The sequence below is a fragment of the Flavobacterium sp. 2755 genome (assembly GCF_031455715.1).
Classification (GTDB): Bacteria; Bacteroidota; Bacteroidia; order Flavobacteriales; family Flavobacteriaceae; genus Flavobacterium.
Map to the genome: position 1 here is coordinate 423,973 of NZ_JAVDTG010000001.1, position 14,875 is coordinate 438,847.

Annotated in this window: 10 protein-coding genes; 6 read left to right on the forward strand and 4 right to left on the reverse strand. The window is 32.6% G+C overall.

Going from position 1 to position 14,875, the window contains the following annotated elements:
* Positions 1-30 precede the first annotated feature (30 nt).
* The 4 genes from J2Y38_RS01725 to J2Y38_RS01740 all read right to left on the reverse strand — a co-directional run bounded on the left by J2Y38_RS01725 (position 31) and on the right by J2Y38_RS01740 (position 4,584).
* A complete protein-coding gene (locus J2Y38_RS01725) occupies positions 31-393 on the reverse strand; it encodes a VOC family protein (protein WP_309839015.1) in 363 nt (120 codons plus the stop codon).
* A 68-nt stretch (positions 394-461) separates the two neighbouring features.
* Complete coding sequence (locus J2Y38_RS01730) at positions 462-1,562, reverse strand: PIN domain-containing protein (RefSeq protein WP_309839016.1); 1,101 nt, start codon at positions 1,560-1,562, stop codon at positions 462-464.
* Positions 1,563-1,668: 106 nt separating this feature from the next.
* The gene (locus J2Y38_RS01735; RefSeq protein WP_309839018.1) at positions 1,669-2,412 is read right to left on the reverse strand and encodes a DUF2625 domain-containing protein; all 744 of its coding nucleotides are present in this window, start codon (positions 2,410-2,412) and stop codon (positions 1,669-1,671) included.
* A gap of 24 nt (positions 2,413-2,436) precedes the next feature.
* Positions 2,437-4,584 (reverse strand): cation:proton antiporter, encoded by a 2,148-nt coding sequence (locus tag J2Y38_RS01740; RefSeq protein WP_309839021.1) that lies wholly within the window; start codon positions 4,582-4,584, stop codon positions 2,437-2,439.
* Between the two features lie 319 nt (positions 4,585-4,903).
* Here J2Y38_RS01740 and J2Y38_RS01745 point away from each other — a divergent pair, with 319 nt between their 5' ends.
* The 6 genes from J2Y38_RS01745 (at position 4,904) to J2Y38_RS01770 (ending at position 14,852) form a co-directional block, all read left to right on the forward strand.
* Complete coding sequence (locus J2Y38_RS01745; protein WP_309839023.1) at positions 4,904-6,331, forward strand: L-serine ammonia-lyase; 1,428 nt, start codon at positions 4,904-4,906, stop codon at positions 6,329-6,331.
* A gap of 327 nt (positions 6,332-6,658) precedes the next feature.
* Entirely contained in the window at positions 6,659-7,477 is an 819-nt protein-coding gene (gene panB / locus J2Y38_RS01750; RefSeq protein WP_309839025.1) for a 3-methyl-2-oxobutanoate hydroxymethyltransferase, read from the forward strand.
* A gap of 224 nt (positions 7,478-7,701) precedes the next feature.
* The gene (locus J2Y38_RS01755) at positions 7,702-8,391 is read left to right on the forward strand and encodes an RluA family pseudouridine synthase (RefSeq protein ID WP_309839027.1); all 690 of its coding nucleotides are present in this window, start codon (positions 7,702-7,704) and stop codon (positions 8,389-8,391) included.
* Between the two features lie 76 nt (positions 8,392-8,467).
* Positions 8,468-9,796, forward strand: coding sequence for an aldehyde dehydrogenase (locus J2Y38_RS01760; RefSeq protein ID WP_309839029.1), 1,329 nt, complete (start codon positions 8,468-8,470; stop codon positions 9,794-9,796).
* A gap of 116 nt (positions 9,797-9,912) precedes the next feature.
* Complete coding sequence (locus J2Y38_RS01765; protein WP_309839032.1) at positions 9,913-10,707, forward strand: hypothetical protein; 795 nt, start codon at positions 9,913-9,915, stop codon at positions 10,705-10,707.
* 92 nt (positions 10,708-10,799) lie between these two features.
* A complete protein-coding gene (locus J2Y38_RS01770; protein WP_309839034.1) occupies positions 10,800-14,852 on the forward strand; it encodes a PAS domain S-box protein in 4,053 nt (1,350 codons plus the stop codon).
* The last annotated feature ends 23 nt before the right edge of the window (positions 14,853-14,875 follow it).

The following is a 14,875-nucleotide window of genomic DNA, read 5'->3' on the forward strand; positions in this document are numbered from 1 at the left end:
TCGTGGAAATTAGTGTAATTCGTGGCAAACTTATTTTTTAAATGTTCCAAAATGCCACAATACACCAGACGGATCGTGCAGAAAACATTCACTTCCCCAATCTAAATGGCGCGTTGGTGTTAGTTTTACGCCATATTTTTCAGTTAAATTTAATGCTAAAAGTTCCTTGTAATAACGATCAGCATCATCTACTTCAAGAAAAATCATAGTATTTTCAATCCAGCTTTTATCATAATAATCTTGTAGATAAAAGGCAGTTTCACCTGATTTAAAAACCGAAAAATTAGATTCTAAAACTACTTCTTCAAACCCTAAATCACGGTAAAAACTTCTCGAAATTTCAAAGTCTTTTGCTCCAATAAATGGTCGGATTGATTTTATGTTGTGGTTCATAGTTTATTTTTTGATTTTAAAATAATTCCAGATTTATCCCACAAATTAAATAAATCGCTATTAAAATATTAGTTTTCATATTCAAGAATATCTAGATTAGCAAACCTTGCCAGAAGTCTTTTTTTTCCAAATTCTTCAAAATCAATTTCTAAAGTCATATTAATAGTATCCGAGTTTTTAATATTAATGATTTTACCTTTACCAAATCTCGCATGATTAATTATCATTCCTGAGTTAAATTTTTTTAAGTGTGAATATAACTTATCACGTAGAGCTAAATTTTTATTTTCAAGAATTGTTGTTTTAACCTCCTCAATTGTTTCGTCATTAGCTTCAGATAAAGTCAAAAAATCAATAAAATTAATAATCGAAATACTTTTCCCATTCGTAAATCTCCTGAATTCATCAAATAACTCATATTTTGGATATAATCCAACCTTGTCTTGTTTGTAAAACCAATCGTTTTTTTGATCATTACTAACAAAGATAACATCATTCCCTTGATCATTTGCAATCTCTAAAATAGTCTGCCAAATCACTAAATCACCAATTCCGTCATCTGGTTTATTACTATCTTTAAAGCCTGGAGATACTTTATAATCAATTCTAAATTTTATATCTTTTTCAAGATCTTTTTTATTTTTTTTAACTTCTATAACAATATCAGAAGTAAAGATTTCTTTATAAGACAAACTAATATTATCGTCCCAATTCCAACTTCTTATTTTTGATTCTAGATTATCTATAAGTTCTCTTGATTTTTTAATAGACTTTTGTATGCTTTCAAATTCATTTTTTAATTCCAAATAACTTTCATCATTATCCAAAATTGGATATTTACTAAGTTTAAAATTTCCAGAATTAAAACTTTCTTTTAATTGTCTTAGCTTTAAAAAAACATCTCCTATTTTTTTTGCTCTATTATTTGCAAATTCACGAGCCACTCTAGCAGGGATAAACAATCTATTTTCTTTCTTATATTTTTCAAGAATATGCTTAATATCAATAAAATTCTTTTCATTAGTATCATATGGAATCAATAAAACATTAGTATCTAATATTATTATTCCGCTTTTAATAATATCCTGAGAAGATTTATAAACCGTAGAAAACACTTTATCTGCTTCTGGAAATACTTCATCTAAATAGAAAATATTTTTCTCACTCATTAGAATATGTTTAAAATTTTAAAATCTCCTTTTAACCCTTCTTCAAAATACTTCCCAAACCAGTCCCAATCTGTTGAATTGCTTCCAATCTTTGGTTAATTAACTTTTACTTATCAAAGCCAAGCTGTTTTCGTAAATCTAAATTCAAACTGTATTGTTCCTGAACTGGAATTATTTTTCGTGAATTTTTATTAATATCACTTCCTTCGGCAGTCCATAAAAACGGATAAAAATTGAATACTTCGTCGCCTTTTAATTTAGAAACTTCTGTTCTCCAGTCCTTCCATCTGTTGCCTTCATAAAACTTATCCAAATCATTACTGAAACAAAATCCTAAAAATTCAGAATACGTAATATCTAGTGGTTCGAACTCCAGATTATCAGGAGAAAAATAATAAATTTTCCCAACATCAGTTCCTAATCCTCCTCCATTTAAAAAGTAAAAACCGCCAATTGCATCGTCGGCAATTAATAAAAAAGCAGGTGTTTCGCCAAATTCATTAAATGATTTTCCTTTGTTCCAATCTGGCAGCGAACGATTAAATCTTGAACTTCCAGAACCTAAAATTCTAATCCAGCCATCATCAACTAAAATCCCTCCGGTATTAAAAATAACTGCTCCCATTGTCGAACGGGTTGTAATCTGAGTTTTATACAAAGCATCTTTTGCTTTTACTGCATCAACAGGTAAAATCTCAACCTTATTTTTTGCTGTTTTAATCCAATCTTCTACAAGTGTCCAGCCCGGGTCTGCTTTATCAATAAGTTCTTCGGCTTTTTTCATTTTGTTTTGTGCAGTTGCCGCAAAAGTTAAAAATGTCAATACAATTAATGGAAACTTTGGTATCATTTATTGGCTTATAATTATTTAAATCTAACCCTTCTTCAAAATACTTCCCAAACCACGTCCAATTTGTTCGATTGCTTCCAAACTTTTGGTTAACGGTGATGCAGTAAAATCCTCATAGGCATCCATAGAACTGATTTTTCGATCGTCCTGCGGATAAACCAAGATGATATTATTATTGTTGAAGAATTTTTCGAATTTTTGAGGTAGTCTGTCAAAAATAGAATGATAGGAAACCGAACCTTTTCGGGATAAATTGAAAACAATTAAATCCGTTTCACGAATTTCATCTGAAATCGATTCAAAATCATCCCATTCTATTACACTTTTAAAACCTAACTTAGCATTCAATCGAAGATTATTGGCAATCTGCTGAATGGTTTGATGCGTTTTATATTCGGCATAAACTACAATCGGGATACTTAATTCTTGTGATAATCGGCATATTTTCTGCAATAAAAGCTGAAATCCAATTCCTCTTTCTGAAAATGGAGGACAAATAAATACCAATCTTTTATCTTCAATAAATGTTTTTTGAAATCTGCTGATAAACAAACTTTTGTCAACGTTGTTTATGATTGAATCTACATTTTCTCCAAAAATCTTATCAAGGAAACCTGTTTTCTTCGGCCAGCCCACAATTACAATGTCTGACATTATTTCTTTAGAAGTTCTGGCAATTCCACTCGCCGGATTATGATCAATCCTTGCAATTGTATTTATTTTTACTTCAGATGCCGAACCTTGAATCACAAATTTGTCCGCTGCTTTTCGGTATTTTAAAATGTTCTTTTCAGCCTGATCATTATTCGGTACAATGGTTAAAAGTGTAATCGGATTTGATGATTTTTTATCTTTTATTAAAAGTGCAAAATCTAGCAAACTTGCTGCAGCAGAAGTTTTTGCCAGCGGAATTAAAATATGTTCGTCTAAAATTTGATCTTTATCTGTGTCTGTATGTGAAATTTCTTCTTCGCAGATGGCTATTTTCTTAGCGGCTTTTTCGGTTGCAAAAGAAGCCACAATACAAGTAATCAAAATTAAAATAATAGTTCCGTTTAAGATATTTTCATCCAGAATTTTGGCCTTAAAACCCACTAAAATTACGGCAAGAGTTGCGGCGGCGTGCGCACTGCTCAAACCAAAAATAAGCTGCCTTTCGGTTTTGCTGTATTTAAAAACAACCTGTGTAAAAAAGGCTGCGATCCATTTTCCAAAAATAGCCACAACACTCAACGTTCCGGCAACAATTAAAGCCGTTGGTCCGCTTAGAATTACGCTGATATCAACGAGCATCCCAACAGAAATCAGGAAAAACGGAATAAATAAGGAGTTCCCGATAAATTCAATCCTGTTCATCAAAGCTGATGATTGCGGAATTAAAGGATTTAAAGCTAAACCGGCAACGAAAGCGCCAATAATAGGCTCTACTCCTGCTACTTCTGCCAAAAAGGCGGCAAAGAAAACTACAGAAAGAACAAAAATATAATGAGCGTGTTTTTCACTTTCCAGTTTTTTGAAAAACCATTTGGCAATTCGAGGAATCAATAAAAACATAATGGCAGAGAAAATTGCCAATGAAACACCTAATTTGATCCAAAATGCCTGATTTAAACTTCCCTGACTGCTTCCCATAATTACGGCCAGAATAATCAAAACGGCAGTATCGGTTAAAATGGTTCCGCCAACAGTAATGGCAACGGCCTGGTTTTTTGCAATTCCGAGTTTGCTTACAATTGGATACGCTACTAAAGTATGAGTCGCAAACATACTCGCGGTTAAAAAACTAGCATTGAAATCGTATTGCAATAAATAAAAGCAAACCGGAAAACCTATCGAAAGCGGCAGGATAAACGTAAAAAATCCGAATAATAAACTTTTGTTTCGGTTCGCTTTAAACTCGTTCATATCCAATTCCAAACCCGCAATAAACATAATATACAAAAGCCCGATTGTCGAAAATAAATCAACCGCAGAGTTTTTAGCCAGAATATTAAGTCCGTGCGGTCCAATAATAACTCCTGAAATAATTAATCCGATAATTCCCGGAATATTTATTTTTTTAAGTAAAATGGGAGACAGCAGAATAATGAAAAGTATTAAAGAGAAAATCAATACTGGATTGCTGAGAGGTAATTCAAATTCGTGTAAAAAATGCTTGAAAAATTCTATCATAATATAATTTTATCTTTTTATGGTATTCTAAATTTTCGTAAAAAGACATTGGTAGAATTAAAACGAAATCATCTACAGTTTCGGCTAATTTTCAATTTTGGGCAATTAAAAGAAACAGCAGATTTTGATAGTTGCATCTTTACAAAAATACCGAAAAAAGGTTAACTTTTTACGAAAACCACATATTAAGGAATTAAATTTATTTCGTTGCCGAATTAATAAAATTTAATATTTTTTTTAACAAATACGCAAGATTAACATTCAAAATTAATCCATCATTGCATTATTCAATTATCTTTGTCTTAACAAAAATTGCACAATGGAAGAATGTATCTCTGTTTTTGATATGCTTAAAATTGGCGTTGGCCCTTCTAGCTCACATACTTTAGGTCCGTGGAGAGCCGCCGAACGTTTTTTAGAGGAGTTAAAAAATGAATCAATTTTAGATCAGGTTAAACGTGTAAAAGTCGATTTGTACGGTTCTCTTTCCTTAACCGGAAAAGGCCACGCAACCGATTTATCTGTTATGCTGGGTCTAAGTGGTCAGGATCCTGAATATATTCCTGTCGAGAATATTGCCGGAATCATTAAAACTATTGAAGATACAAACGAGATCAATCTTGCCAATGAATATAAAATTCCGTTTTATTTTCTTCAGGATATTGTTTTCAATAAAGACTTTCTTCCTTTCCATGCAAATGGATTAAAATTTACGGCTTATAAAAACGATGATTCTGAATACGAATCTACTTTTTATTCTATTGGCGGCGGTTTTGTTGTAAAAGAAGAACGTGAAAATGCCAAAATCAAAGAAGTCATAAAATGTGCTTTTCCGTTTCCGATTCAAAATGCGGTTGAGCTTTTAAATTATACCGTTTCTGAAAACAAATCGATTTCTGAGATTGTTTATGAAAACGAAAAATCAATGCGCTCTGAAGAAGTAATTCATTCCGAATTAATGCGCATTTGGAATACAATGTTAGAATGTATGTACATTGGCTGTCACTCTGAAGGGATTCTTCCGGGCGGATTACACGTTCGCCGACGTGCTTTTGATATGCACCAAAATTTAATTGGACTTTCTAATTATACTGATCCGCAATCGTGGCTTGAAGAAATCAGAAAAACGGAAGTAAAATTCCGTCAGATTTTAAAGTGGGTAAGCTGTTTTGCATTGGCTGTAAATGAAGTAAATGCATCGTTAGGCCGCGTTGTTACAGCTCCAACAAACGGAAGTGCTGGCGTTATTCCGGCAGTTTTAATGTATTATCTGGTTATTGAAAATCATGATGCAGGCGAAAAAGAAATCAAACAATTTTTGATGGTTGCCGGAGAAATTGGAAGTATCTTTAAAAAAGGTTCTACGATTTCTGCTGCAATGGGCGGTTGTCAGGCAGAGATTGGCGTTTCGTCATCGATGGCAGCAGCGGCTCTTTGCGAATTAATGGGCGGAACTCCTGCTCAGGTTTTAATGGCGGCAGAAATTGCAATGGAACATCATCTTGGTTTAACCTGCGACCCAATTGGTGGTTTGGTTCAGATTCCGTGTATCGAAAGAAATACTATGGGTGCCATAAAAGCCATAAATGCTGCTGAATTAGCCCTTGAAACTGATTCTAAAAATGCAAAAGTTCCGTTAGACAAAGTAATTAATACGATGTGGCAAACGGCAAAAGACATGAATTCTAAATACAAAGAAACCTCAGAAGGCGGACTTGCCATTGCGGTAAACATGGCAGATTGCTAAATATATTTTTGCCACAGATTAAAAGGATTAAAATGATTTTTTCACGCAGATTCTGCATAAAATAAAAATCTGTGAAAATCCTTTTAATCTGTGGCAAAAAAAAATAAAAACTACTTAATTCAGTGTCCGAAAAAGCTTTCATTGAAAAATATAGAACTTATATCGATGCTTCGATAAAATCGCCACATAAATATTCTATCATAATGAAAGACAATCAGTTTAGATTAGAATTTAAAGACGGAAAACTTTTTCTGTCGAAATAATCTTTTATTGCTGATTCTCAAGTTATAATTATTCAATACTTTTACATCTTCAAAAAAAAATAAAATGTCAGTAGCAAAAAAAGATTATAAAAGAATCACAACAAAGTCATTGATTGAAATGAAAAGCAATGGAGAAAAAATCTCTATGCTTACCGCGTATGATTATACAATGGCTAAAATTGTTGATACCGCAGGAGTCGATGTGATTTTGGTGGGAGATTCGGCATCAAATGTTATGGCGGGTCACGAAACGACGCTGCCAATTACTTTAGATCAAATGATTTACCACGCTTCGTCTGTAGTTCGTGCTGTAGAAAGAGGTTTAGTTGTGGTTGATTTACCTTTCGGAAGTTACCAGTCTGATCCTAAAGAGGCTTTGCGTTCTGCTATCAGAATTATGAAAGAAAGCGGCGGTCACGCTGTAAAACTTGAAGGTGGAAAAGAAATTAAAGAATCGATCAAAAAAATATTAAACGCAGGAATTCCGGTTATGGGACATTTGGGTTTAACGCCTCAGTCTATCTATAAATTCGGAACATACAGCGTTCGTGCAAAAGAAGAAGAAGAAGCTGAAAAATTAATTGAAGATGCTAAAATGCTCGAAAAAATTGGGTGTTTTGCAGTAGTTCTGGAAAAAATCCCTGCTGATTTAGCCGAAAAAGTAGCAAAAAGCATTTCTATTCCAGTTATCGGAATTGGTGCCGGAGGCGGTGTTGACGGACAGGTTTTAGTTATTCACGATATGTTAGGAATGAACAATGAGTTCAGTCCGCGTTTCCTGCGTCGTTATTTAAACTTATACGAGTTAATGACAAAAGCAATTGGCCAATATGCCGCTGATGTTAAGTCTAGTGATTTCCCTAATACTGGGGAGCAATATTAGTTTTTTAAGGTGCTAAGGTTCTAAGTTACTGAGATTCTAAGGTTTCTTTTTTAGGTACAAAGGCTCAAAGTGACAAAGGTTCAGAGACTTTTTAAAATTCAAAAAAATAATTGCCTCCAGCTTTAGCTGGAGGTTCATTTTTAAGCCCATTGAAAGGCTTTAGCCAAACTTTTTTCAATCTACAATCAGAAATCTAAAATCTAAAATTTTCACATTCGTCTAAAATGAAAATAATTTCTAATAAAGAAAATTTACAAATTCTTCATGAAGACAATCACATTATTGTGGTTAACAAGCGCGTTGGCGATATTGTACAAGGTGATAAAACAGGTGATAAACCTTTATCTGATGTTGTAAAAGAATACATAAAAAACAAATACAATAAACCGGGTGATGTTTTTTTGGGAGTGATTCATCGTTTAGATCGTCCTACAACAGGAATTGTGGTTTTTGCCAGAACCAGCAAAGCATTGACACGAATGAACGAATTGTTCAGCAATCGCGAAACGAAAAAAACATATTGGGCTGTTGTGAAAAACAAACCTGTTGAAGCTAGTGCTAAATTGGTTCATTATTTAAAAAGAAACGAAAAAAACAATACTTCAAAAGCGCATTTAAAAGAAGTCCCGGACAGCAAACTGGCAAGTCTGGATTATAAAATAATCAAAGAACTTCAAAATTATACTGCTCTGGAAATCAATCTTCATACGGGGCGCCATCATCAAATTCGTGCTCAGTTGTCGGCAATTGGATCTCCAATAAAAGGCGATTTAAAATATGGTGCTGACAGAAGCAACCCCGACGGTGGAATTCATCTTCATGCAAGAAAGCTGGTTTTTGTTCATCCTGTTTCAAAAGAAAACATCACAATCACTGCGCCAACTCCAGATGAAACGATTTGGAATGCCGTCTGATTTTTATGATTAAATTGTTAATTTTTTAAATTTTATCGATTAACTTGCATATCCTAAAAAACAAGCTGATCATAAAATGGAATTCAAAAACGACATTGGTTACAGAAAAGAAACGCTGAAAAAGTTATTGTATAACATTCAAAAAAGCGAAGATTTAATTGTAAAAGCTTTGTATGATGATTTTAAAAAACCAGAATTTGAAGCTGTTGTAACGGAGACGAATTACGTTATTTCGGAATTAAAAGATACAATCAAAAACCTTAATTCCTGGGCAAAACCAAAACGTGTCTTCCCTTCTCTTCTTAATTTTCCTTCTTCAGATTATATTTATAAAGAACCTTACGGAAATGTTCTGGTAATTGCTCCGTGGAATTATCCGTTTCAATTGGCTTTATGTCCGTTGATTTCTGCAGTTGCTGCCGGAAACAGAGTCGTTTTAAAACCATCAGAACTTACGCCACATACTTCTGCTGTCATTGCTAAAATCATCGAAAAAACATTTCACATCAGCCATGTTGAAGTTTTTGAAGGCGGTGTCGAAGTTTCAAATAAATTACTGACACAGCGCTGGGATTATATTTTCTTTACCGGAAGTGCTGCTGTTGGAAAAATCGTAGCAAAAGCCGCAGCCGAAAACCTAACTCCCGTAACACTGGAATTGGGTGGAAAAAATCCCTGCGTTATTGATGAAACTGCTAATTTAAAACTGGCGGCAAAACGAATTGTGTGGGGAAAATTTATAAATGCCGGACAAACCTGCATTGCTCCGGATTATGTTTTGATTCAAAAGAACATGAAAGTCAATTTCATTACCTTTTTAATGGAAGAAATTGTAAAAGCATACGGTAAAAAGATTGACAAATCGCCAGATTTTGCCCGAATCGTAAATACCAAAAATTGGGTGCGTTTAGATCAAATGATTGAAAAAGAAAAGGTAATTTTCGGCGGAGAAACAAACGCTGATAAACTATATATTTCTCCTACTTTACTTGAAGAACCAAGTCTGGACAGTGCCGTAATGAAGGAAGAAATCTTTGGGCCAATCTTGCCAATTTTGATTTATGAAACCGAAGCTGAGATACATAATGTGATCAGTAAGTACGAAAAACCTCTCGCTTTTTATATTTTCAGTGAAAATAAATCATTTACTAAAAAACTAATTACAAATTACTCTTTTGGAGGCGGCTGTATAAACGATACAGTAGTTCATTTTTCTAATAAAAGGCTTCCTTTTGGCGGTGTTGGCCACAGCGGAATTGGGGCTTATCACGGAAAACTGAGTTTTGATATTTTTTCTCATCATAAGGCAATAGTCAAAAAAGCAAACTGGCTGGATCTGCCAATGCGCTATGCTCCTTATAAAGATAAACTGGCTTCTATAAAACGAATTTTAGACTGGCTTTAAATTAGAGAAACAATTTCGTAATATTTGTAGATTTTTATTCGGAATTGATTTAAAATATTATATTTACGTCAACTAATTTATTACGACGAAGAATATAAAACAACTTTACTTTTAAAATGAAATCTACACTTGAACAAATTGAGGACATCAAAAAAGATGGCTATTCGATAGACTTTTCTACTGTTTTTACTTATGCTTTTGAAAATTACAAAAAGATAGCTTTGTATTCAGGGTTGATAATTCTTGTGTTTTCAATTCTTGCTTTTATAGTAATCATGGGATTAGCTACTGTAGTTTACGGTATACAAGCACTCTCAGAAGATTTTATAAAAAACTTCGAAAATCAAAAACTTACCTATCTTGAACAAATATTTTCTACAGTTGCTGTTGCAGTAGTAAGCGCAATATTTGCACCGCTTGGAGCCGGATTTCTTAAAATGGCAGACTGCGCAGATAAAGATGAAGAGTTTAATGTTTCAACTATTTTTACCTATTATAAAGCGCCTTACTTTTTTCAACTATTCTCTTTAGCATTTCTGTTAGCTACTGTAAGTACTGGTATTTCGTATGTTTTAGACAGTACCGGAATAATGTTTTTAGGCGGCGGAGTATCAATAATGATTTCGTTTTTTACTTATTTTGCAATTCCATTAGTGATTTTTGGAAATCTAAATGCAATCGATGCTATTAAATCAAGTATCATTGTTGTGAGTAAAAATCCATTAATAATTTTCGTTTTGTTTATCGTAGGATTTCTTGGCTCATTAGTGGGTCTTGTTGCCTGCTGCATCGGAGTAATTTTTACTGTTATATTTAATACATCAGTAACCTATGCTGCTTATTTTTCAATTTTTACCGAAGAAGAACAAGCAGATTCTATTGATTCAATTGGAAAATCGGATTTTGAATAAAAACAAAGTTCTAGTAAATTTCAAAGGGCTTAACCAACTCTATTATTAGAATTTAAATTGCTATTTACTAAACCAAACATATCCCAAAATCTATGGTAGAAAACTATAGTTTTTTCAATCTATTGGTTTCAGGTATTACCTGTTCTGGTAATACTCTGAAATCAATTATGACAAACTGGTATGTTTTCAATTCAGACATTATTTTCTACAATAATCCCAAATTTATAGTTCTTGGTTTTTCTTTACTGGGCTTTTTGGGACTTTTAGTTTATCAATTTTTTCGCATCAAAGCAAAAATTGGAAATTTCATCGAAAAAAAGAAAGAAGCAGAAACCGCAGGAAGGGAATATCAGCTTTATATTTTATTTTTTGGAATTGCAGTTATTGTAATCGAAATCATAAATGAAATTTTTAAAATCAGACCAAAAAGTTTACTTGTCGTAAACGTTTCAATTGGTTTTTCTGTTCTTGTAGCTTATGTAATAACCGATAAAGTAAAATGGCTGAGAGATAAAATTCAGTATATTTTTATTTTTTGCTTCTTTATTTACATTAGTTACGTTTGCTACAACATTGTTTTTCTGGCAGAAGATGTTGTTCCCATAATCGTTTTTTTAATCTCCTTTTTCTTCTCCTACAATATTTTAAAACCAATTAAAGTTTACTGGTTTTTTGTGGCTCTCGTTTTTGTCTTTCTATTTTCAACCGTTACGTTTCAATTAATTCCTCTTAAATCTTCTATTTTATTAATTAATTTCTGCATCCTGATTTTTATTATTAATCAGGTAAAATATGCAGTTTTACAAAATAATCGGGATAATTTCAGGTTTGCCAACGAAATTGTACACAAAGGAAATTCACTCACAATTGCAACAGATCAAAAAGGTGAAATATTATTTTGCAGCGAAACCGTAACTTCTATTTTAGGTTATCAGCCCGAAGAAGTTATGGGGCTTAATTTCTGGAAACTTACAAAAGGAGATGAATACAACAAGAATATTTCTATCATACATCATGAAGAAAATAAAATCTATACCCGAAAATTAAAGACGAAAAACGGAGAATACAGATACATACAGTGGAAAGATAAAAAATTCTCTGACGACTTAATTATAAGTATTGGTCAGGATGTTACCGAGCAGATTATTGTTCAGGATCAATACAAAAACTTAATTCAAACGGCGACAGATATTATTTTTGAAGTTGATGCCGACGGTTATTTCACCTTTATAAATGAATTTGCGTATTCGCTTTTAGGTTATTCTGAAGATGAAATACTTCAAAAACATTATTCCAACTTTATTCATGAGAAGTATTCTATGAGTGCGGTTGATTTTTATGAAAATTTTGAAAGCAACGGAAATAAATTCCCCATAATTGAACTTCCTATTTTAAAGAAAAACGGGCAGGAATTATGGATTTCACAAAAAATTATCATTCGTAAAAATGATTTAGATCAAACCATTGGTTTTGCAGGAATTGCGAGGGACATTACCGAAATTAAAAATGCCGAAAACGAGAAAAAAAGACGTCTCGAAAAAATCGAAGCCTACAATAATTCGACTAAAAAACTATCAACAACTGACTTTAGCACTTACAATAACTTAAATACGGTTATCGATTATATTATAAAAGAGGCCTCGACTGTAAGCCAATCTAATAGGGTAAGTTTTTGGAAATATTCCAGAGATTTGATTACCTGCAAAAACCTATATAGTGTTGACAATCAAAATTTAAACGATAAAAACATTCTAAACAAAGAATCTTATCCAATCTATTTTGAAACCTTAAAAAATAAAGCAATTATAAATGCACCAGATGTTTTTAATAAATTAGAAACATCTGAATTTGAAACGCTTTATTTCACTAAAAATAAAATTAAATCAATGCTGGATGTTCCCATTTTTTTAAGCGGGCAATTGGCTGGTGTTGTTTGTTTTGAAAGTACAGAGGAACAAAGAGATTGGGATAATGAGGATATTAATTATGCCAGAACTATTTCTGATGTTGTTTCGCTGGCCATTTCGATGCAGATGCGTTTGGAAACAGAACGCCGATTAGAATTTAAAAGTCAGCTATTATCGGCACTTTCGCTTTGTACAGAGAAATTTTTGATGAGTAAATCTACAGAACAAATGTTTCAGGAAACGTATGATTTGATTGGAAAAGCTTCAAAAGCAGATCATATGTTTTATTATGAAAGAGATTTTACAACCAATACTGTTGTTCAAAAATACAAATGGTCACGAAAAGGAATTCCGCATCAAATCACGCCTTTGAGACATATGACAGAGGAAAATTTACAAGAAATTTTTGATGCTGCAAAAAATAAACGAATTGTAAACACGTATACACGAAAGCTTGAAGATAAATTTTTTAAACAATTACTGATCAATAATGAGATAAAATCAATTTTAATCCTGCCGTTGTACATCAACGATATTTTTACCGGATTTATTGGTTTTGATGATTGTACTAAAGAACGAAAATGGTCTGAAGAGGAAATTTATATCTTTCAGGTTTTAGCCAATAATATTTCATCAGCTTTAGAAAGAAATCGAAATGAAAGTAAGATTATTGAAAGCGAAGAAAAATTCAAATTAATCGCCAACAATATTCCGGGAACCGTTTATTTATCGAAGTTTGATGCATTTTCGACTAAAATTTTCCTAAACGATGAGATTCAAAACTTAACCGGATATTCTAAAGCTGAGTTTATCGAAAATAATCTTTCGTTTTTATCTCTTATTCATCATGAAGACCGCGATGAAGTTATTAATAATCAAATTGATAATCTTCAAAACGGAATTCCGCTGCATAATGTTTACCGAATTAAAAGAAAAACCGGAGAATATATCTGGGTGGAAGAATTTGGTGACGTTATTAAAAAAGGTGACGAAATTGAATTTGTGGGTGGAATTTACTTTGATATCACCAATAAAAAAGAAACCGAAGACGCCATTAAAGCCAAACAATTAGCGGAAGCTGCTAATAAATCAAAATCTGATTTTCTGGCCAATATGTCACATGAAATCAGAACGCCTTTAAACGGAATTATTGGTTTCACCCATTTATTGATGAAAACTGAATTAGAGGAAATTCAGGAAAAATATATGACCACTATTAATCAATCGGCGCACTCGCTGTTGGAGATTATCAATGATATTCTTGATTTTTCTAAAATTGAAGCCGGAAAACTGGAACTTTTTATTGATTTATATGATATTAAAAAAGTATTGGGTCAGGTTTTCGATTTAATTGTTTTTGAATCCAATCAAAAAAACCTGCAATTGGAACTCAATGTAGATCAAGATGTTCCTAAATATATTTGGACAGATATTGTTCGAATAAAACAAATCCTGATTAATCTGCTTTCTAATGCGGTAAAATTTACCAATGAAGGTTCTATTAAACTGAATGTTTCTGTTTTATCAAAATCAAAAAATAACTTTTCGACCATCCGATTTTCTGTAATTGATACGGGAATTGGAATTATGGAGAAAAATCAGAAGAAAATTTTTAAAGCTTTTTCGCAGGCAGACAGCTCTACAACAAGAAAATTTGGCGGAACCGGTTTAGGTTTAACCATATCTAATCAGCTTTTAGCTTTAATGGAAAGCCGATTACAGCTCGAAAGTAAAATTGGTGAAGGAAGTAACTTCTTTTTCGATTTAAATTTAAAAACCAGCAATCAAAGCATCAACGAAAAATATAATACCGAATTAAAAAACTTACAGGCCCTGCCTGATGAAAATCATAATGACGCAACCAACAAAAACATACGTTTTTTAATTGTTGAGGACAATAAAGTTAACATGCTGCTCTTAAAAACGATTGTAAAAAACCTGTATCATAATGCTTTTATTTTTGAATGTGAAAATGGTTATGAGGCTGTAAAGCAATTTGAAAGCATTAATCCAACACTTGTTTTCATGGATATTCAAATGCCAATCATGAACGGTTACGAAACAACAAAAGCCATTAGAAATACTTCTACCGGAAAAGATATTCCGATAATTGCCGTAACTGCTGGTGCTGAAAAAGAAGAGCGCAACAAATGCATTTCTGCCGGAATGGATGATTATATTTCAAAACCAATTATGAAAGGTACTGTTGAGGAAACTTTGGTAAAATGGCTAAAATAATTAAAACTAAATTGTCACAAATC